This window comes from Paenibacillus sp. OAE614 (assembly GCF_040546645.1).
GTDB classification, from domain to species: Bacteria; Bacillota; Bacilli; order Paenibacillales; family Paenibacillaceae; genus Paenibacillus_AQ; species Paenibacillus_AQ favisporus.
The window spans coordinates 2175822-2197088 of the sequence record NZ_JBEPOD010000001.1; the positions used below are offsets into that span (position 1 = coordinate 2175822).

General features: G+C 53.7%; 15 protein-coding genes. All 15 read left to right on the forward strand.

Features of this window, described 5'->3' with window-relative positions:
* The 15 genes from ABIE48_RS10360 to ABIE48_RS10430 all read left to right on the forward strand — a co-directional run bounded on the left by ABIE48_RS10360 (nucleotide 1) and on the right by ABIE48_RS10430 (nucleotide 21087).
* Nucleotides 1-897 (forward strand): carbohydrate ABC transporter permease, encoded by an 897-nt coding sequence (locus tag ABIE48_RS10360; RefSeq protein WP_192714627.1) that lies wholly within the window; start codon nucleotides 1-3, stop codon nucleotides 895-897.
* An 18-nt stretch (nucleotides 898-915) separates the two neighbouring features.
* On the forward strand, nucleotides 916-3063 hold the full coding sequence (locus ABIE48_RS10365) for a YIP1 family protein (protein WP_192714626.1): 2148 nt from the start codon (nucleotides 916-918) through the stop codon (nucleotides 3061-3063).
* Nucleotides 3060-5336 carry a DUF5696 domain-containing protein gene (locus ABIE48_RS10370; RefSeq protein WP_192714625.1) on the forward strand — a complete coding sequence of 759 codons (2277 nt, stop codon included), beginning with the start codon at nucleotides 3060-3062 and terminating at the stop codon, nucleotides 5334-5336. The genes ABIE48_RS10365 and ABIE48_RS10370 overlap by 4 nt, the downstream gene beginning before the upstream one ends.
* Nucleotides 5333-6199: a carbohydrate ABC transporter permease gene (locus ABIE48_RS10375; protein ID WP_145021382.1), complete on the forward strand. Its 867-nt coding sequence runs from the start codon at nucleotides 5333-5335 to the stop codon at nucleotides 6197-6199. Before ABIE48_RS10370 ends, ABIE48_RS10375 begins: the two co-directional genes overlap by 4 nt.
* A gap of 12 nt (nucleotides 6200-6211) precedes the next feature.
* Nucleotides 6212-7165 (forward strand): carbohydrate ABC transporter permease, encoded by a 954-nt coding sequence (locus ABIE48_RS10380; RefSeq protein WP_145021379.1) that lies wholly within the window; start codon nucleotides 6212-6214, stop codon nucleotides 7163-7165.
* 27 nt (nucleotides 7166-7192) lie between these two features.
* The gene (locus ABIE48_RS10385; protein WP_192714624.1) at nucleotides 7193-8614 is read left to right on the forward strand and encodes a DUF5060 domain-containing protein; all 1422 of its coding nucleotides are present in this window, start codon (nucleotides 7193-7195) and stop codon (nucleotides 8612-8614) included.
* Between the two features lie 32 nt (nucleotides 8615-8646).
* Complete coding sequence (locus ABIE48_RS10390) at nucleotides 8647-10143, forward strand: DUF5605 domain-containing protein (RefSeq protein WP_192714623.1); 1497 nt, start codon at nucleotides 8647-8649, stop codon at nucleotides 10141-10143.
* A gap of 42 nt (nucleotides 10144-10185) precedes the next feature.
* Entirely contained in the window at nucleotides 10186-12309 is a 2124-nt protein-coding gene (locus tag ABIE48_RS10395) for a hypothetical protein (RefSeq protein WP_192714622.1), read from the forward strand.
* Between the two features lie 49 nt (nucleotides 12310-12358).
* On the forward strand, nucleotides 12359-13249 hold the full coding sequence (gene dapA, locus ABIE48_RS10400) for a 4-hydroxy-tetrahydrodipicolinate synthase (protein WP_192714621.1): 891 nt from the start codon (nucleotides 12359-12361) through the stop codon (nucleotides 13247-13249).
* A 4-nt stretch (nucleotides 13250-13253) separates the two neighbouring features.
* Nucleotides 13254-14447, forward strand: coding sequence for an iron-containing alcohol dehydrogenase (locus ABIE48_RS10405; protein WP_192714620.1), 1194 nt, complete (start codon nucleotides 13254-13256; stop codon nucleotides 14445-14447).
* A gap of 11 nt (nucleotides 14448-14458) precedes the next feature.
* Nucleotides 14459-15388, forward strand: a complete 930-nt coding sequence (locus tag ABIE48_RS10410; protein ID WP_192714619.1) for a pectinesterase family protein — start codon at nucleotides 14459-14461, stop codon at nucleotides 15386-15388.
* 159 nt (nucleotides 15389-15547) lie between these two features.
* A complete protein-coding gene (locus tag ABIE48_RS10415) occupies nucleotides 15548-16594 on the forward strand; it encodes a dienelactone hydrolase family protein (RefSeq protein WP_192714618.1) in 1047 nt (348 codons plus the stop codon).
* Between the two features lie 58 nt (nucleotides 16595-16652).
* Nucleotides 16653-19364 carry a beta-N-acetylhexosaminidase family protein gene (locus tag ABIE48_RS10420; protein WP_192714617.1) on the forward strand — a complete coding sequence of 904 codons (2712 nt, stop codon included), beginning with the start codon at nucleotides 16653-16655 and terminating at the stop codon, nucleotides 19362-19364.
* Nucleotides 19365-19403: 39 nt separating this feature from the next.
* The gene (locus ABIE48_RS10425; protein WP_192714616.1) at nucleotides 19404-20501 is read left to right on the forward strand and encodes a Gfo/Idh/MocA family protein; all 1098 of its coding nucleotides are present in this window, start codon (nucleotides 19404-19406) and stop codon (nucleotides 20499-20501) included.
* A 217-nt stretch (nucleotides 20502-20718) separates the two neighbouring features.
* Nucleotides 20719-21087, forward strand: coding sequence for an SRPBCC domain-containing protein (locus tag ABIE48_RS10430; RefSeq protein WP_192714615.1), 369 nt, complete (start codon nucleotides 20719-20721; stop codon nucleotides 21085-21087).
* Nucleotides 21088-21267 lie beyond the last annotated feature (180 nt).

Consider the following 21267-nt stretch of genomic DNA (forward strand, 5'->3'; position numbering starts at 1 on the left):
ATGACGATTCCTTTCGCTCGAAAGCGGTTCCGTTTCAAAAGGCGATCCAAGCTGTTCAGGATGAGCCGGTTTGAGGTACTGATTACCTTGCTGCTGGTACTGCTGAGTGCCTTCATGCTGCTGCCGCTCGTTTATATTTTCAATCACGCGTTCAAGCCGTACGATGAATTATTCATTTATCCGCCGACCATATGGGCTCGCCAACCGTCGCTGCAAAACTTTATCGAGCTGTTCAATATTACATCGGAACAAGTGGTGCCGGTTACACGCTATATCTTCAACAGCCTGGTTGTCGCCGTACTGAGCGTGGTTGTGGTCACACTGGTCAGCGCATTATGTGCATACCCGTTGTCGAAGCATAAGTTTCCCGGTTCCCAGCTCGTGTTCGCGACGATCATGCTTACCATGCTGTTCGCACCGGAGACGGTAACGATTCCGCGGTATCTCGTCGTCAGCCATTTAGGCATTATGAACACGTATTTGGGTCACGTCCTGCCCATGGTCGCCGTACCGGTCGCCGTCTTTCTCATGAAGCAGTTCGTCGACCAAATTCCGGACGACTTGCTCGAGTCGGCACGGATGGACGGTGCCCGCGAGTTTACGGTGTTTCTGCGTATCGTTGTGCCTGTCATCATGCCGGCTGTCGCCACCATCGGCATTATTTCGTTCCAAACCGCCTGGGGCAACACCGAATCATCCACGTTATTTATGCAGAACGAAGAGATGAAGACATTCCCGTATTTCGTATCGACGCTGACGGCGAATATGGCCAACAGCGTGGCAAGACAGGGGGCTGTCGCGGCGGCGGCGCTGTTCATGTTTATACCGAACTTGATTATATTCCTTGTTTTCCAAAGCAAGGTGATCGCAACGATGGCCCATTCCGGCATTAAATGAATCACGGGAGGAGAACTTATGAAGCCGGCAAAGTTGAAAATAATCCGTCTCCTGTGGGGCTTGTTGGCCGTGTGCCTCGTATGGGTCGGTTATCCGGCGGTTGCATCCGCCGATTATCCTTATGCAACGAATTATAGAAGTGATACGGATTCGCTCGTATGGACGCAGGCTGCTTTCGCACCTGAGCAGGTGCTGGGCCGGGATGTATTCATCCCGGATCCGGAGGATCCCCACAAGCAGGTGCTGTCTCCGCTTGCGCAGCCCAGCGACCTGTTCGTCGATACGCAGGATGTCATCTACGTCGCCGATACGGGTAACAACCGGATCGTCGTCTTTAAGCGGGACGGGACGTTTGATCGGGTGCTCCCGGCGCTCCCTGATAAGCCGCTGTCGAGTCCGCAGGGTCTGTACGTTGACGGGAAAGGAAATATTTATGTGGCCGATACCGGCAATGCACGGATCGTGATGCTGGGTCCGGATGGGAAGCTGCTGAAGGAATATACGCTTCCGGAATCGCGGTTCATTCCCGAAGGATACCGTTTTGAACCGATCAAGGTTGCGGTGGATAAACGGGGATATGTATACATCGTCTCGCGGGGCAGCTATAACGGGCTCCTACAGCTTGAACCTGACGGCGATTTCGTCCGATTCTTTGCCGCGAACAAGGCGCCGTTCACGCTGCTGGATTCCATTAAGCGGAAAATTTATACGAGAGCGATGTACGAGAAGCAGATCAGCAAGCTGCCTCCGGCGATCAACAATGTAAACATTGACGAGCGCGGTTTTGTATACACCGTTTCGTTTGGTGAACAGCTGAAGAGCTCGCAAGTGAAGAAGCTGAATTACGCAGGTAAGGATTTTCTCGCTTCCGATAATTCGATGGGAACGAGCAACGATACATTCGGCGAAATCCGGTTTGCAGCTGCGAATCAAATCCCGAACTTAACCGATATCGCCGTTGACCGGCTCGGGAATTTCTCCGTCATCGACAGCGATTCGAAGGTGGTCAGCCAATATGACACGTTCGGCAACCTGCTGTTTTTCTGGTCGGGGGACGCAAGCCCGAACACTACGCAGCTCGGCATCGTGAAGAGCCCGGCGGCCATCGACATCAATTCCCGGAACGAAATTTACATTCTGGACAACAATGCAAACCTGATTCAGAAGTTCCGTCAAACAGAATTCGGTGCACTCGTCTATAAAGCGAACAATTTGACCATCGACGGAAGGTATAAAGAAGCGGAGCCCGTTTGGCGCGAAGTGCTGCATCTGAACGCGTATTATACGCCGGCTGTCATCGGGCTTGCCCAAGCGGCTTATTCCCGTGGAGACTACCCGGAAGCGAAGAAGCTGTACCTTCAGGCCGGCATCCAAAAAGGGTACTCCAATGCGTTTTGGCAAATCCGTCTCGAGTGGCTGCAGGATCGATTCGGCCTCTTTATGAACATCCTGATTAGCGTCATTGTCCTGTACATTCTGTACAGGATCGCTGCTAAACGCTATCCCGCAGTGAGCCGGTTAAGGCCGTCGCGTATTCAGCTGACCTCGCGTTTTATAGGGCAATTAAGGCACACCTTCTATGTTCTGCGGCATCCGGTTGACGGTTTCTATGCGCTCCGGTATGAGCATAAAGGCAGTTACCTAAGCGCGTGCGTCGTTCTCGCGCTTGCCTATATCTCCTATGCCGTCATTCGATCGTATACGAGCTTTTCCTTTAACGCCGAGGCGATCAAGGCGCTGAGCGCCACGACCGTATTTCTGCAGTTTTTCCTGGTATGGGTCGGATGGGTGATATCCAACTACCTGGTCAGCAGTATTATGCGCGGTGAAGGCCGGTTTAAGGACGTATTCATCGGCAGCTCCTATGCGCTTACGCCGTTCATCGTCATAGGTTTGCCATTAACGCTCATATCGAACGGCATGTCGCTAAGTGAGGAGTCCATCTATCAATTTCTTCATCAAGGCATGTACGTGTGGGTGTTTCTGCTGCTCATCTGGAAGGTGATGTCGATTCAAAATTATACCGTTGGCGAGACGGCAGTTAATTTACTGTATACCATCGGTACGATGGTCATTATCGGAGTGCTGTGCTTCATCCTGTTCGGTCTGTCCACCGAGCTGCGCAGCTTCATCTACTCGATCGTTCAGGAGGTGTCGGTGCGTTGACCAGAGCAAAAAAGCTAGACTTCAAGCTGACGAAGCTGCTTCCCGGAGCCGTTTGCGTCCTGGTCGCAGCGGCGGCCGGCATCTACATATGGACGCATTCCGCCAGCGGCACATCAAATGTTACCGAGCAGGCACAGGCAGCACAAGCTGCCATTCCTGCAGATTTGAAACCGGCTGTCAGCACAAGCGGCGATTTACCGAATGATGCCGACTTTGAGCAGGTAGCAGAAACCGACACGCTGGTCCTGTATGCGGATAAGCACACCGGACATTTCAAAGTCCGTGACAAAAGGGATGGCCATGAGCTGCTGTCGTATCCAAATCCGGAAGATTGGCCATATGAGACCATCAGCGGCAACTGGCGCAGCAATCTGCTCTCCCCGATTATGATGGAGACCGTCGACACGGCAAAACAAACCGAAGTCTTGGTAAGCAGCTTGCTGTCACAAAAAGGCGGCATCATGAGCTGGAAACCGGTCGAGAACGGATTCGCGGTCACTTTCGCGCTTCCTTCGCTTCAATTAATCATTCCGGTCGAGGTTACGATTAAGGACGACTACGTGGAAACCAAGGTCATCGATTCGGGCATTACCGAAGGGAAGGACCAGCTGCTCAGCTTAAAAGCCTATCCGTTTCTCGGCGCCGCGCAGCCCCGCGGGCAAGAGGGCTACATTCTGCTGCCGGACGGTTCGGGCGCGATCTATAACCTGAAGGAGAACATCACAAATGACCGCAGCGTGTACCGAGAGCCGATTTACGGCACGGACAGCGCGTACGCCCCGATATTTACGAATCGTAAGCCGGTTACGATGCCGATCTACGGCATCAAGTCAGGGGGCAGCGCTTTTCTGGCCGTAGCGGATCAAGGGGCGGAGTACGGCGCTATTTATGCGGCGCAAGCTGGCGTATACAGCAAGTATGCCTGGGCTACAATCGAACAGGAATACCGCATGCAGTATTTCCAGCCAACTTCGGTCGACCAAAAGACGGGTTTTAATACGTACAGCAAAGCAAGGTTCGGTGAGGACCGCGCGGTCCGATATTACGTTCTTCCCGGAACAAGGAGCGACTACTCCGGCATGGCTGCAAGGTACCGCCAATATTTAACCGAAGAGCAGAACATGAAGCGATTGGAGACAGCCGGTTCGCCCCTTCCATTATTTCTTGATATCGTGGGCGGCGATTCGCAGAAAGGTTTCCTCCAGAACAAGTTCATTACCGGGACGACGACGGATGAGGCTAAATCGATCCTGGATCGCCTGCATTCTAAGGGCATCCCGCAAATCGTGGCCACCTATCAAGGTTGGCAGACCGGAGGAGTCAGCCGCTTCGGGTTTGGAACGCAGGTTGATAAGCATTTGGGCGGCAATACAGGTATGAAAAGCCTGGCTGCGTACACAAAGTCCAAAGGAGACACGCTTTTACTTGAGACGAATTACACCATAAATACAGATGGCGGCGATTTTAACTCGAAAAGGGAAGCGATGCAGGATCAGGCGGGAGGAATTCTGAAGTTTAACCGCCGCGAGGCGAACGATCAGATTGCTTTGGTCAGTGCGGCGGTGTCCCTGGGCAGGATCAAGAGCCGGATCGATTCGTTTAAGGCGCTGGGAGTCGATGGATTGGCGCTTGCCGGCACGGGCTCGAGCCTCGACAGCGACTACAATCGAAAATATGCTGCAAACCGCAGCGAGGCCGCGAAACTGCAGCAGGAATTTATTGATACGGTCAAGTCCAAGTTTTCCACCGTGAGCACGATTGGCGGCAACGCCTATGCTCTTCAGAACACCAATGCCGTCCGGTCCATTCCGGGAGATTACTCTTACGATTTGTTTCTGGACGAAGCCGTGCCGTTTGCGCAAATGGTGCTGCATGGCCTGGTCCCTTATACGATGAACTGGGGGAATGCAAGAGACGAGTATCAAAAAGACTTCCTGCGCAGCATCGAATATGGGGCGGCTCCGGCCTTCGGCGTAATGCAGGCAAAGACAGAGGAAATGAAGCGGGCGTACTCGGTTTGGCAGTACAGTTTGAACTTTGACGAGTGGGAGCCATCCATCCTGGAGGAGTACAAGCGATTTAGCGAAGCGCTCGGAGATGTCCAGGACCAGTTCATCACGAGTAACCGGACGGTCGCTCCCAATGTGAAGGAGACCGTCTATGCGAATGGGAAGAAGATCATCGTGAACTACAACGATGCGCAAGTCACGGTGGCAGGGCGGCAGATTCCAGGAAATGATTTTATCGTCTTGAAAGGAGGAGAGGGGTTATGAACGGCTGGATACGGATAAAGAACGTTTTTACCCAGAGGTATGAGGGGATACTGCTCATCTTGCCCTGGATCGTCGGGTTCCTGTTATTCGTTTCGTTTCCCCTCTTCTACTCGCTGTATATGAGCTTTCACAGCGTGCGCATTACCGGGAACGGTATTTTTACCGAATTCGTCGGCTGGAAGTATTACTCGAATATTTTGTTCCAGGACGGCGGGGTCTTTTACGATCAGTTGCTCCCGTTTCTGCGGCAGGTGTTGTTTATGATTCCAATCATCGTCATCTTCTCGTTTATGATTGCGATCATGCTGAACCAAAAGTTTTTCGGGAGGGGCTTATTCCGGGCGGTCTTCTTTCTTCCGGTCATCTTTTCATCGGGCAACGTCATCCAGCGTTTTCTAAGCCAGGGCAGAGGGGAGCTTGGGTTCCTTGAGAAATATTCCATTTCTACGGCGCTTACGCAATACTTGCCTGCCTCTTGGTCAACACCGATCGTCACCGTCCTGAATTCCTTCATCCTGATTTTATGGTATTCCGGCGTTCAAATTTTACTGTTTCTCGCGGGACGGCAGACGATCTCGTCATCGGTGTACGAGGCCGCCCGCATTGACGGAGCCAATCCATGGGAGGTGTTCTGGAAGATCACACTGCCAGCGATGATGCCGTTTGTGCTGCTGAATACGGTATACACGGTCGTAGACTTGTTTACGTTCCCCGGAAATCCGATCATCGCGAGTGTCAACCCGACGCAGTACGGCCCTACGAGCGCGCTGATATGGGTATATTTCATCATCATCCTGCTGTTCCTGGGGCTTGTATTCCTAGTGCTGGGAAGAGCGGCTCGGGGCACGACATTTACGAGGTAGGGGGAAACCACGATGGAGAAAGTGATAAACGTTCTGCGGAAGCAGCATATGCGCTCCGGTTTATACGGGCTTGGCGAGCGCCTTCGGGTCCTGCTGTTCGGGCGGGAAGCCGATAAGGGGCTGATCTTCCGGCTGTTCATTTACGTTGTGCTGATCGAAACAGCGTACCTGTATTTAAATCCTATATTTTATATGATCTCCACCATGGTCAAGGGACTGAGCGACTTGCTGGATCCAACTGTGAATTGGATACCGAAGTCGATCTATTGGGGGCATCTCAAAGAAGCATGGACGTCGCTGAATTACCCGGTTTCGTTCGGCGTCAGCGCCAGCCTGTCGCTCGCATCTTCGCTCATTCAGCTGATCTCCTGCGCTATGGCGGGGTATGCTTTCGCGAGATTAAAATTTCCGTTCAAGAAATTTTGGTTCGCATGCCTGATCTTCACGTTCATTATTCCGCCGCAGGTCACCGTGCTTCCATTGATTTTGATGTACCGGGAAGTAGGGTGGGTTGACACGTATTTCCCGATGATCATCCCCACGCTGTTTGGGCATGGACTGAAGGGCGCGCTGTATGTCATCATTTACCGTCAATTTTTCTCCGTCCTCCCGAAGGAGCTGGAAGAAGCGGCGAAGATCGACGGTGCGAGCATATACCGCGTTTTCTTCAAGGTGATGCTGCCGATCGCGACGCCCGCGATTGTCGTCGTGTTCTTGTTCTCCTTCGTATGGAGCTGGAATGACAGCTATTTTCCGATGATGTTCCTGTTCAAAATGCAGGATGTGCCGCTGTCCATCGCGCTGGCAAAAGCGACCGCCGCCGCGGGCACCAATGAAGGCAAAATATTCGCGCAGTCGATCGAAATGGCAAAGTCGTTTTTATCCGTGATGCCGCCGCTCGTCTTGTATATTTTCACGCAGCGCTGGTTCGTTGAAGGCGTTGAGCGGACCGGTCTGGTCGAATAGCAATGGAATGGAGGAGCTTATAAATTCATGGAGATGCAAGAAGTCGAACGCTTGGGAATGTTTGAAATCGCATTAGAGGGGCCTGCGGAAGGAAATCCGTTTCAGGATGTGGAACTGTCGGCGGAATTTCAATACCGGAACGACCGGATTGCCGTAGACGGCTTCTACGATGGAGCGGGGATATACCGCATCCGGTTCATGCCTGACCGAGAGGGGGCTTGGCGTTTTATCACGAAGAGCAGCGCCAAGGAGCTTGACGGTCGATCGGGCGGTTTTGTATGCACGGAAGCTTCATCTGAAAATCATGGACCGGTTCGCGTACGCAAAGGCTATTTATTCGAATACGAGGACGGAACATCCTTCCTGCCATTCGGTACGACATGCTACCACTGGACCCATACGGGGGACGAGGAGCATGAGCGGTTAACGATTGAGGAGCTGCGGAAATCCCCGTTCAACAAGGTGCGGATGTGCCTGCTTCCCACGCGGGATATGCGTCCGGGCGCGGTAGCATATGAGGGTACTTGTCCAGAAGATGCGGACACAACCCGGTTTAACCCGGCTTTCTTCGCCCACTTGGAAAAATGCATATATGAGCTGATGCAGATCGGCGTCGAAGCGGACCTCATTCTGTTCCATCCTTACGATAAGCAGGGAGGATGGGGCTTTAACAGCTTATCGATAGAGCAGGATTTCTATTATTTGCGCTATGTGATTGCCCGGCTTGGTGCGTTTCGCAATGTATGGTGGTCGTTATCGAACGAATACGATTTTAACCGGATGAAGACGGTGGAGGATTGGGACCGGCTGCTCCAATATGTGCAGCGCAGAGATCCTTACCAGCATCTTCGTTCGATTCATAACGGAACCAAGATGTATGAGCATGCTACCGTGTATGACTTCACCAAATCGTGGCTTACGCATCAAAGCATTCAGCATTGGGATGCGGGCGCGACGACAGAGCTGCTGGCCAAGGCGCATAAACCGGTCGTCATTGACGAGATATCCTATGAAGGCAATGTCGCTAAACGCTGGGGGAATATTACGGGCCTCGAACTGATGGACCGGTATTGGGAAGGTATGACGAGAGGCGGTTTCGTTGCGCACGGCGAGTGCTTCGAGAATCAGCCGACCGGTGCCTGGATTTCGCGCGGAGGGCGGCTGTACGGGGACAGTCCCGAACGCATCCGTTTCCTGCGCCGGCTGATGGAGGAAGGACCTGAGGACTGGATGGGTGCGCGTGAGGAAGGCTCCTATGCGCTGATTTATTTGGGCAAATATCGCTTCTCTTCCTATAAACTGCCGATGCCTTCCGACCGGCAATACCGTATCGAGCTCATTGATATTTGGAACATGTCGGTATCAAAAGTAACAGGCACCTATGCGGGACAGAGCGAGGTGATGCTGCCGGCGCAGCCTTATACAGCCCTTCGCTTACATGCCGTATGAGAGGAGCATTATGAGAGAGGAGAGGAAAACGATTGTTGCAATTCGAAGACACGGTAAAGTGTTGGGACGTTTTTGAACTGCGGCTGCCAATTGCTCCGGATGACGCATTGTACGCGGATGCGGGACTCCGCGCTGTATTTGAGAGGGGAATGCGGCAGCTTCATGCGGACGGCTTTTACGACGGGAACGGATCGTTGATCGTCCGCTTCATGCCTGACGAAGAAGGGGAGTGGTCGTTCCATGCGGATGGTCCGTCGCTCCCTGTCGACGGAATGAAGGGTGAGTTTTTGTGCTTGCCGGCGGATCCCGGCGTGCATGGGCCTGTACGCGTGGCAGACGCAACGCATTTTGCCTATGCGGATGGAACGGCTTATACGCCGTTTGGTACAGAACTGTCAGCATGGCATATCCAGAACGGTGCAAGCCGTGCCAAGACGATCCGTACGCTGCAAGCGTCAGCTTTCAATAAAGCCCGTATGAGCTTGATGCCGAATGTGGAATACACTGGATCGGGCGAATCGAACTTTTCGCCGTTCGCGTTCGGTGAAGGCGGCAAGCTGGACTTTGATCGCTATAACCCCGCTTATTTCGCCAGGTTGGAGGAATGTCTGCAGGTGCTGGCTCAGCATGGGATCGAGGCCGAGCTTACGCTCTTACCGGCAAATGAAGCGGATGTTCAGCTGACGCCGGTGCAGGAAGAACGATACATCCGCTATGTCGTGTCGCGTTTGGCCGCATATCGCAACGTTTGGTGGACGATAGCCGATTTGGGAGACGGCACACTGCGGCGGGATAAATATTGGCGCTGCGCCTGCCGAACTGTTCGTGAATGCGATTACGGTCAGCATTTACTTACGGTTCATGGTGCGCCTGCAGCTTATGATTGGGGGGCTCCTTGGCTGACCCATATCAGTCTCCGGCATGAGGAGGTGACGATTGCCTCAACCTTTACACTTCAGTATGAGAAGCCGGTCATGATTGACCACTGCGGTTATGAAGGAACCGGACCGGGAAAGGAAAACGCCTTGACGCCGGAAGAACTGGTCTGCCGGATATGGGAAGGCATGGCCCGCGGCGGGTATGTAACCCATGGAGAATCGCTCGTCGGCTCCGGGGGAACATGCTGGTCCATTCATGGCGGAGAGCTGCAAGGGGAGAGCTGGCCGCGCATCGCTTATTTGCGCAAACTGCTCTCCGATGCACCGGACTTCTTGTCGTACAACAGAATGCGTCATGACGTATCAACGATAGAGCGGCAAGGCGAATACGCTCTGTCGTATTTCGGAGCGCATCGCTGCACGTCACGCTTATTCGCAATGCCGGGCGGCGAATTCGCGGCGGATCTGATCGATACCTGGAATATGAAGCTTGAGAGGCTGGACCAGACCTTTCAGGAACGGTTTGTGATCAAGCTGCCGGGCAAGCTGTATTATGCACTTCGTCTGCAAAAGGTTAGCGGTGGTCTGGTAACCGGCACGATCGCAGAGGAGGATACAGAGCCGCTGCTGGCCGTGGGAGACGGGGATTGATCCCGTTCGGATGTAGAAACGATAGGGAAGGAGCGTGGCGGAATGACGACATACCGGCTGGTTAGTCGTGCCGGCAATCGAATCGTTGAGCTGCGGCAGTCGGACAACGATATTGAGTGGCAGCTGTCCTGCGGGGGAGACGCCAAACCTTATTTTAGCGATTCGTTAAGCCGTATGGCGGTAAGCTCCCAGGGACGTCCATGGCGCGCCGATCGGATCAGGCTTAAAACTTCGCGGATCAAGTGCGATGACGATACACTGCGCGTGACCGCAGATTGCGGTGAGCTCCACCTTGGGATCGAGCTGAGCTTCGATGCGGAAGAACTGCTCCGCGTGAATGCGACATGGGAAAACACGGGAGACGTCACTTGGAAAGACGCTGCAGTAGGCTTGGAATGGGAGCTTGTCACCCGCGGCAAAGAGAACGTGACCATTCCGCATATGATCTACAATAACAATCCGTCTGCCGATCCCTCAAGGCTTGTGCCGCGTCTTGGCGTCGGCGAGTTCCAGGGGTTCATCTGTGAAGAGCACCGGCTGCCCATTCCTTGCATCAACGTGGAATGGGAAGAGGATATGGGACATCAAAGGTCATTCACCTTGTTCTCACTGCCCTCTTATCTCGAATTGGAAGACGGCACGGTCCATTACGGCTCACTCGGTGCTTACAGACGAAACGGAAATATTTCGCTGGCGGCCATGAGCGGCGTGCTGATGTTTAACGGCGAAAAGGATATCGTCTGTGTGAGCAAAAGCTTGACGGGACCTTATGACGGCGGCTATACCGATTTTCCCCCGGGGTTCTCCCTAACCAAACATTATGTATTGGAATGGGGGGCGCAGCAGGTGCCGGGTTGGGCCTTCTCACAAGTCGTTCATCGCGCCGTCCGGCTGTATGATCCGAGAGGCGAAGCCCCGCATTCGATTGATGAGATGATCCGATTAAAGACGCTGGCGATGGATGACCGGTGGCGGGAGACGGAGCATGCTGCCGGTTATGTGAAGTTCAATGACCGGAATGCATTCGGCCTCGTTTCAAAGCATGGGCTGCATTATATGTACGGCTGGACAGGGCAGGGCTTGAAGCTGGCGTGGTGCGACGCTTTTATCGGATTCGGAGGCCGGGATTCCGATCGCATTCTTCGCTGCAAAAAAGCGGTGAACTTTTACCTGAAAGGCAGCGGTACCGCGGTACCCGGGCTTCGCAGCAGCGCATACCATCTGTCAGACGGCAGGTGGGACCATTTCCATCGGCAGCAGGAGGCGGTCGTCTCTAGCCGTGCCTTTGGAGAAACGGTGAGCGACTTGGCGGACATTATTCTGTTATTCCGCAGCAGGGGCGAAGCGGTGCCGGAGGAGTGGACGGATGAACTTAAACGATCCGCGGATTTCCTGCTCAGCGCAGCCATGCCCTCAGGCATTTTTCCAGCGAGCTGGCGCTTGGATGGGCATGCGGCAGAGACGGAAATTACGGCTGCCGGCATTCCGTGTGTCATCGCATTACTGAAGGCTTACCAGGTATTGGGCGAAGAAGGCTACCTCAATGTCTCCAGATCCTCCATGGAACGCTATTACGAGCTGCATGCCAAAACCTTCGATCGGCCGTTCGCGCGGTCTACTCTGGATGCAAGATGCGAGGACAAGGAAGCGGGGATGTTTTTCTTCATCGCGGCTTACGAGCTGTTTCGTCTGACCGAGGCAGAGGAATACAGGACATGGGCGGAAGTGGCGGCAGACTGGATTCTTACTTATGTGTATATGTGGAATCCGGCCTATGACCAAGGGACGCCGTTCAGGGAGCGGGGATTCAATGCCGTGGGCTGGCCCGGGGTGAGTGTGCAGAACCATCATCTCGACGTCTTCTTCCCGACGTATGAGCTGTGGCGTTTCGGACTCCTCACCGGCAACGAAATGTACGTAAAGCTAGGCCGGATGGTCTTTGACGCCCTTGGCCAAGGTATTTGCACCAAGCCGGGAGAGTGGGGATTTACCGTCGTTGGAGAACAGGCCGAAGGATTTTTTCAATCCAATTTTCAGGGGCGGGGACGCTCTAATACTTGGAATCCGTCATGGGTCATTTCGGAGGTGCTTCATCATGCCCTTCGTTTTCGGGCGGCCCTGGCACAGGAGGATGAAGCGCTTCAAGGAAGGGTCAATTATCGCTGACGATTTCGGAGAAGCCGGGATCGGCGGTGTTTAGGGGAGTGAAATGCCAATGATTAAACCGCAAGGGATTATTCCTGCCATGGTGACGCCATTCGATGACAATGGGCGCCTTCATGAAAAGGTTGTTCGTCAAATGATTCGCCGTTTGCTGCAGGCAGGGGTCCACGGAATATTTGTGCTTGGGACCAATGGCGAGTTTTTTGCGATGAACGATGATGAGAAGGTTGAACTGATACGTATTGCGGCGGATGAAATTGCAGGCCAGGTTCCGCTCTATGCCGGTTCAGGCGCGGTGACGACAGCGGAGACCGTCTCGTTGTCACGCAAATTGGAGGAGGCGGGTGCGGACGTATTATCCGTGATCACGCCTTACTTTGTTCCGGTGAATCAATCGGAGATCCAAGAGCATTTTAAGGCGGCGGCGGGATCCACGGACCTGCCGATCGTTCTCTATAACATTCCGGCACGAACGGGTGTCATGCTGGAAGCGGGTACGGTTGCATCGCTGTCGCAAATCCCCAATATCGTCGGGGTGAAGGATTCGAGCGGCAACTTCGAGCATATGCTTCAGCTTATTCAACAGACGGATCGCGACTTTTCCGTTCTTGCAGGCACGGACTCCTTCATTTTATCGGTTCTGATGGCGGGCGGATCCGGCGCCATCGCCGCATCCGCGAACATTGCGCCGGAAAAAGTCGTCTCCATCTACAGCCATTGGCAGGCTGGGTGGCATACCGAGGCTGCAAAAGCCCAGGCCGATATCGCGGTCGTCCGCAAGCTGATGCAGTACGGGACGATCCCAGCGGGCCTGAAGGAAGTGATGAACCAGCTCGGAATCGAGGTGGGAACGCCTCGTCTGCCAGTGCAGCGGGTTAGCGCAGAGGTGCGGAGTACCATTGCTCAAGTGTTGGGCGAGGCAGGCCTCGTGAAGAGGAGGTAAAGTGATGGCGGTTCTTTTTCAAACGGCCGGATCCATTCTGGCCGGAGCCGGAACGTTTCATACCGTCGCAGAGCAAATCCGGAAGCAGCTCGGTCCGATCCAGCGCGTCCTGATCATCACGACGCAAAGCCTCCGAAAGAATAGGACTACGGATCAGCTCCGGGAACAGCTGTACCATTCGGACATCGCCGCTGACATTCTCGGGGAAGACATTTTTCCAGAACCGACGGCTGCGGCAATAGAAGCCATTCATGAGGCAATCCAGGGCGAAGCGTACGAGGCTTATATCGGAATCGGCGGTGGCAGCGTGCTAGACGCGACCAAGCTGCTCGCGGTATTGGCGACGAACAACAAGCCAATCGAAGACATGCTTGGCACGGACAACATCGAACATGAAGGCATTCCGACCGTGCTTATTCCAACGACATCGGGAACAGGGGCGGAGGTTACGCCAAATGCGATCGTGACGCTGCCTGAGCGCCAATTGAAAATCGGAGTCGTAAGCCGCCGCTTATATCCCAGGTTGGCGGTGCTGGATCCCGAGCTGACACTCACGCTTCCGAAGGCAGTGACAGCGTCGACGGGCATGGACGCTTTTACCCATGCGCTTGAATCGTTCATAGGACAAAAGGCAAATCCGATCAGCGATTTGTTTGCGCTTGAATCAATCCGGCTGATCAGCGGAAGCATCGTGGAAGCATGCGAAGACGGAAGCTCCATTCGCGCCCGCTCAGCGATGCTGTACGGCTCGGCGTACGGCGGAGCGGCTCTGTCCTCCTCAGGAACCGCTGCCGTACACGCGATGGCTTATCCGTTAGGCGGCCGGTTTGGCATTCCGCATGGCACTGCGAATGCAATGCTCCTGCCCCATGTCATGGAGATGCAGCTAGACGCGATTGCCGGCCGCCTTGCGCAGGCAGCAGCAGCGATGCGGCAGGGCATGGGCCACGCAGCAAGCAGCGACAGTCATGCCCGCGCCGAAGCCGAATGGGCCCTAGGTCAGATCGCTGAATGGACGGATCGGATTGGCATCCCGCAGAATTTGACGGAATACGGCGTGACGGAGCAGGACCTTCCGGGGATGGCTCTCGGGGCATCGCAGGTGACCCGCCTCATGGATAACAATCCGAAGCGGTTCTCTCTCGAAGACCTGGAGACGATCTATCGAAAACTGCTGCCGACGACGAAAGTGAAATAGGAGGTGCCCATATGCGGACCATTGTGGTGGATCAAAGCGGGAACGGAGATGTTCTTACGGTGGCGGAAGCGATTGCAGCTGTGCCGGATCATGCCGCCGAACGAACGCTGATCATGTTGAAGAACGGGGAGTACTGTGAAAAAATAACCGTCCCGGCAAGCAAAACGAATCTCTGCATGAGAGGCGAAAGCAGGGACGGCGCCGTTATTGTGTATGACGATTCGGTGTCGAAGTTAAAACCGAACGGCGAGAAAATGACGACATACGAAACGGCTACTTTTACCGTACGGGCTAACGATTTTTACGCGGAAAATTTGACCTTTGCGAATTCAGCCAGCAGGCTTGAGCGTGCTGGTCAGGCCGTCGCCCTGGAAGCGGCAGGGGACCGCGCCATCTTCCGGAACGTTGCAATCCTTGGGCACCAGGATACCTTGTACACGCCTGGAAATGGCAGACAATTGTACGACCGTTGTTACATTGAGGGAACGGTGGATTTTGTGTTCGGGTCGGCGACAGCCGTGTTCAAGGAATGCGAGCTGCACAATTTGAACCGTCATAACGGCTATGTGACGGCAGCTTCGACGGGTATCGACCAACCTTACGGTTACGTGCTGCTTCAGTGCAGGCTGACGTCATCCACCACCGCGGAGACGGTAAGCCTGGGCCGGCCATGGAAGCCATACGGAAGCACGATTTTTGTCAATACGTGGATGGATCGCCATATCCGCCCGGCAGGTTGGGATAACTGGCGTGATCCGAGCAAAGAGATTACGTCGCGGTATGCGGAATATGGAAGCACGGGACCGGGCGCTGAGCAGGCGGATCGGGTCGGTTGGGCCAAGGTGCTGACGGAACAATCGGCGTCCACGTTAAGCGTCAGCAGGGTGCTGGCAGGGGAGGATGGATGGAACCCGGAGGAGATCAGCCTTCCGACGGAATAGTTTGTTTTTGCTTCACTTATCTTTGTCTTTGATCTGTGTTCTTGATGTTGAAATTATTAAAGCCTCGAAGCTTCGAGGCCGCATGTGTCAAGGTGAATGTACGATAAGTTGAGTACAAATTTTCATTGAGCATTCTTACGGAGAGAGGAGTGAAGAGCGTTGTGGAATCCTGATTCTTTTATGGAGATGCTGTATGCAAATTCAGATCCGGCCCGAAAGGAAAACTCCCAGCTAAGCCGCCCAGGCAGCAAAGAACTGTTGAAAGAGCGGCTCCGGTCTTCGCTGACGCTGGGATCGTTCGATGACATGCGCTCACCGCTTGAGCCGGTTATTCTGGAACGCGTCGAATATGAAGATTATATCCGGGAGCGCGTCGACATCGGAACGGTCACCGGACTGCGGATGCCGGTCTATATCCTGATTCCGAAAAAGCCGGCAGCGTCCGGCAAGCTTCCAGGCATGCTGGCGCTGCACGGGCATGGCTATGGGAGCCGAGAGGTCGTGGGCCTGGCCGAAGACGGCACGATCCAAGAGAAGAAAGGCGGGCATAACAGCTTCGCGCTCGAGCTCATGAAGCAGGGTCATATTGTCGCTGCGCCGGAAATGATCGGCTTGGGCGACCGCAGGCTCATCCGTGACACGAAACCGGGCAAGGAAAGGAGCTCCTGCGTTTCCCTGACCGGCCAGTTGATGATGTTCGGCATGTCCCTTGCGGGGCTTCGCGTATTCGAAGCGCTAAGGGCGCTGGATTATTTGGCAACCCGGCCTGAAGTCAATCCTGGGCAAATCGGCTGTATGGGCTTCTCCGGCGGCGGTTTGGTCGCAGCCTATGCTTCGGCGCTGGATGAGCGGATACGGGCAGCGGTGCTGTGCGCTTTTACAAATACGTTTAAAGGCAGCATTCTATCGATCAATCACTGCATTGATAACTTCATCCCCGGCGTACTCGATTATGCCGAGCTACCCGACCTTATTGGCCTCATCGCCCCGCGTCCTCTATTCATCGAATCGGGAGAAAACGACCCGATCTTTCCAGCCGCTTCTGTCCGGGAGGCGGTTGAGATTGTTCAAAACGTCTATCTTGAGGAAAACGCGGCGTCCGTGCTTCAGTACGATATATTCCCGGGTGTGCACGAAGTGAGCGGACGCGCTGCATATCCATGGCTTCTCTCGACATGGCGCGGCAACAAGTCGGCCGTACAGTGAAAAATTGGCGTACGGCCTGACAAGAAATTGAAAGATGCAATCGGAGGTGCTACAAATAATGAACCCAAGCGTATGGCTCAGTATTCAACGTGAAGCAACACCGCGAATGCAGCATGGATTAGAGCAGCTGATTGGCGCGCTGGAGGACTGCGGTTATGAACCGAAGGTGGCGGATGAAGAATGGAGTGCGCTTTCTTCTGCAAAATCCCCGGACTTGAAAATTTACATCGGTCACCGCGAAGAGTCGGAATTGATCCGGACTTTGGAGCAGCAAGAGGTGCTTATTTACCATTCGCAGGAGCCGGGCAAGGAAGGTTTTTATTTAGCCACACTGCCAGGGAATTTGATCGTCATATCCGGAGGAAATGATACGGGCGCCTTATACGGGGCGATGGAGCTCGCCAGCAGGATCCGCTCGGCGGGCAAAGTGCCGAATCTCCTCGCGCATGGGGAAACCCCGGATTTTGTTTTGCGCGGCCCTGTGCTTGGACTGCAGAAGACGGAGATCGAGCCGCCCCGGCGTACATACGAGTATCCGATCACGCCCGAGCGGTTCCCTTGGTTTTATGATCGATCGATGTGGATCGACTATCTGGATATGCTGTGCCGGCAGCGCAGCAATGTCGTATATATCTGGACGGGACACCCATTCGCATCCCTGGTCAAAGTCGAAGATTATCCCGAAGCGCTCGAAGTGACGGAAGAAGAGTACCAGCTCAACTACGAGACGTTCAGCTGGCTGACGAAAGAGGCGGACAAACGCGGCATTTGGGTTGTGCTGAATTTTTACAATATTCATATCCCGCTGCCGTTTGCCGAGAAACACGGGCTGGAGCTTCATCAGCCGAAACCGCTACCGATTACCGCAGACTATACCCGGAAATCGATCGCGGCCTTTGTTCGATCCTATCCAAGCGTCGGGCTGATGCTATGCCTCGGCGAAGCGCTGCAAGGGAGCGTCTATGGAGCGGAATGGTTTATTGACACCATTCTTGCCGGCGTGAACGAAGGGCTCCGCGATCTGAACATGAAGGATTATCCGCCCATCATCCTGCGTGCCCACGCGCTGAAGGCGGAGCCGATCATCGAAAAGGCGGCCCCGCTGTATCCGAATTTGTATACCGAAGCCAAGTACAACGGCGAGTCGCTGACGACCTGGACGCCAAGGGGCGGCTGGGTACAGACCCATCGGAACTTAAGCAGCATGCAGTCGGTTCATATCGTAAACATTCACATCCTGGCGAACCTGGAGCCCTTCCGTTACGGGGCGCCTGCTTTTATACAAAAGAGCATGCAGGCGGCAAAGCATCGGCAGAAGGCGAATGGCCTGCATGTGTATCCGTTGTTTTACTGGGATTGGCCTTATAGCGGTGACAAGGCGGAGCCTAGGCTGAAGCAGGCCGAGCGCGATTGGATATGGTATGCCGCCTGGGCCCGTTACGCCTGGAATCCAGACCGAGACCCGGAAACGGAAACGTACTACTGGATAGAGCAGTTTGCGGCAAGGTTCGGATCGCGCGAAGCGGGCGCCCTGCTCCTTGAAGCTTACGATGCTTTCGGGGAGTGCGCGCCGCGGATTCTCCGCCGCTTCGGGATTACGGAGGGAAACAGGCAGACCTTATCGCTCGGCATGAAAATGAGTCAGCTGACGAATCCCGACCGCTATTCCCCTTACAAAGCCCTTTGGGAAGATCACGCGCCGCAAGGCGAGAGGCTGGAAACATTTGCTGCGAGAGAAGCAGCCGGAGAACCTCATGTCGGTGAGACACCGATCGATGTCATCGAATCAGCCGAGATGTTTGCCGATCAGGCCTGGGCCTCCGTGCAGCAGGCCGGCTCCCACGTCACGAGCAACAGGGAAGAATACGAACGGATTGTCACAGACGTGGAAGCGATACGCTATTTAATGAAGTTTTATGGTGCCAAGGTGCGCGCAGCCGTCAAGGTGCTTCAATACAAGCATAAGGTGAACGGCAGCTATCTGGATCATACGGACGTATTAGCGGAGGCGGTTTCCGATCTTCGCGAAAGCCTGGATTGGTACCGGAAGCTGACAGCGTTGACGGAACGCACCTACCTGTATGCCAACAGCATGCAAACCCCTCATCGCAAAATACCAATTCCTGACGGCAAGCAATACAAGCATTGGAAAGACTGCCTCCCTGTTTACCAGGAGGAGCTTAGATGCTTCGAATCCAACGTAAAGCAGCTGCAGTCTGGTAAGCTTCCAGACCACGTTGGCCACGAACAGAGATTTGAGCCATACCGTCAGGCGGAATTTCGGTTAATGACCCAAGGAGCAGAACTTTATGAGGTAACGAAGGACAGCAGTCTGTTCACGGATGGCGAGGTGTACATCCAGAGCTGCGCGGAAGAGCTGGAAGGCTTAACCGGAATCCGGTTCAGCCGCAGGGATGCCGCAAACCGGGGCATGGCGATCGAGTTCGAAACGGATACGCCGGTGCGCCTGCTTGTCGGCTACTTCAATTCATCCGATCAGCAATGGCTTCAAGTACCGACCTTGGATGAGAATACGCATGCGGATGATCGGGGAGGGCTATCGCCTATTTTGCGGAAAGGGATCAAGACTTCGTTCTTCCCGAGCGTTAACGTGCATGCGTTCCTGTATGAACCTGGGCGGCATGTGCTGAACCTTGGCAAGGGAGCTTATGCCGTGCTCGGCGTCATTGCTGCCGACCAGCAGATGATGGAGCGGGACGTAGCACCGTTCAGTGAAAGCTCCCGCTCGTTGGATTGGCTGTATAGCTGAGCGTTAAGCCAGTAACAACGAAATGGAGTTGAATTGTACATGGAAAAGAGCACGTACAGGCTTGGCGTGATCGGCTTGGGGGAAGGAAGGAGTATTCTCTCGGCGGCACAGGCCAGCGGACGCTGGGAGATCGTTAATATGTGCGATATCAATGAAGACATCTGCAAGGAACGGGCGCTTGAATTCGGATTGACCCGCTACACGCTTCAATACGATGAGCTGCTCCACGATCCCGCCATTGACGTGATTGCGATATATACGCCGGATCAATGGCATGGGAGACATATCAAGCAAGCTTTCGAGGCAGGTAAGCATGTCATCGTCACGAAGCCGATGCTGAATTCGCTGGAGGGCGTTCATGATGTGCTTCAAGCAGCGAAGTCTTCCGGCAAGCATTTGTTCGTTGGACAAAGCAGCCGCTTTTTTGAACCGATGATTCATCAGCGGAAAGATTATGTTGCCGGACGGCACGGTAATCTGGAAGCCGTTGAAGCATATTACATTTCGGACGCCAGATGGTTTTTGGAGCGTACCTGGAGCAAGCAATCCGGCTTCAGCTGGATGTACAATTTCATGATTCATGCCGTTGATCTGGCCGTCTGGTATTTGCCCGATATCGAGGAAGTGTTCGGATACGGGCGTTCAAGCAGTACCAATAGCGGGCATGGTCTCTCCGTACCGGATACGATGAGATTCCTGATGAGAGACCGTGAAGGGCGCATCGCTCAAGTGAGCGGCTCCTATACGACCCCGGCGCTCCGCGGCGTCGACCCGGGAATCAGCTGTACGCTGCGCGGAACAAACGGTACGAGCCGCGCAGTATACTCCAAGCTGGAGTACTACACCCACTTCCATAAGGAGAAGACGGTAGTTCACTCCTTTGAGGAAAAGCGGCCGTATTACTTCCGCTTCGAAGGGGAGAGCCACCATGCGGGCGAGTACCAGAACTACATCGAATATTTTGCCGAATGCCTTGATCAGGGAGAGATCCCAAAGCCGGACCTTCGCGAAGGTATCCGGACGCTGGCGGTCATGGCCGCGATGGAACGCAGCATGGAGACGGGCCAGCCGGTTCGTGTAGATCATATTTTGCAGGAGTTTTCGCTTTACTTGACCGATGAGGAATCACAAAAATAAGGCATAACCAACAATAAGGCATAACCAAAACCCGGGAGGCGGTCACTTGATTCCAAGTGGCGTTCTCCCGAGTTTTTTATGAGGAATACCGATATCGCAATCCAAAAGAAACGATGATATTCACTGCATGTTATCATAAGCACGAAACATGAATGATTGCAGACAGGTAAATATCAACTGCTAATTTCAGTATCCAAGGTATAGGAAGGGGTAAGGCATGGCAAATATCGAGCACCTGCAAACCGTACATGTTCCAGCGTCGGAGGTGTATGAAGCTTTAACCACCGCTGAGGGACTGTCGGAAATTTGGACCAATGAACTCATGATCAATAATCAAATTGGCTGTATTAATGAATTTCGATTCGGCAGCAATGATATCACTAAGATGAGAATTGAGGAATTGATCACGAATAAAAAAGTCATTTGGAAGTGTATAGATTCAGATCCAGAGTGGATGGGTACGATGATTTCCTTTGAAATTGAAGAAAAGAACGGGAAGTCTTTTGTTACTTTGCGTCACATGAACTGGAGAGAAGTAACGCCATTCTTTCGTTCTTGTAACTACAACTGGGCTATTTTCCTTTAGAGTCTCAAATCCTACTGTGAAGAGGGGGAAGGTCTCCCCTATCATAAACGTAAGTTTTAATTCTCAGCATCTCAATGTTTCCTTTTGGTTGAAAATCAACAATCAAAGAAATCAGAGCCATTTTTTTGAAAAATATTCATCTGGAGTTCTTCCTTGATCTCGGTGTTTTGTTGCGCACTT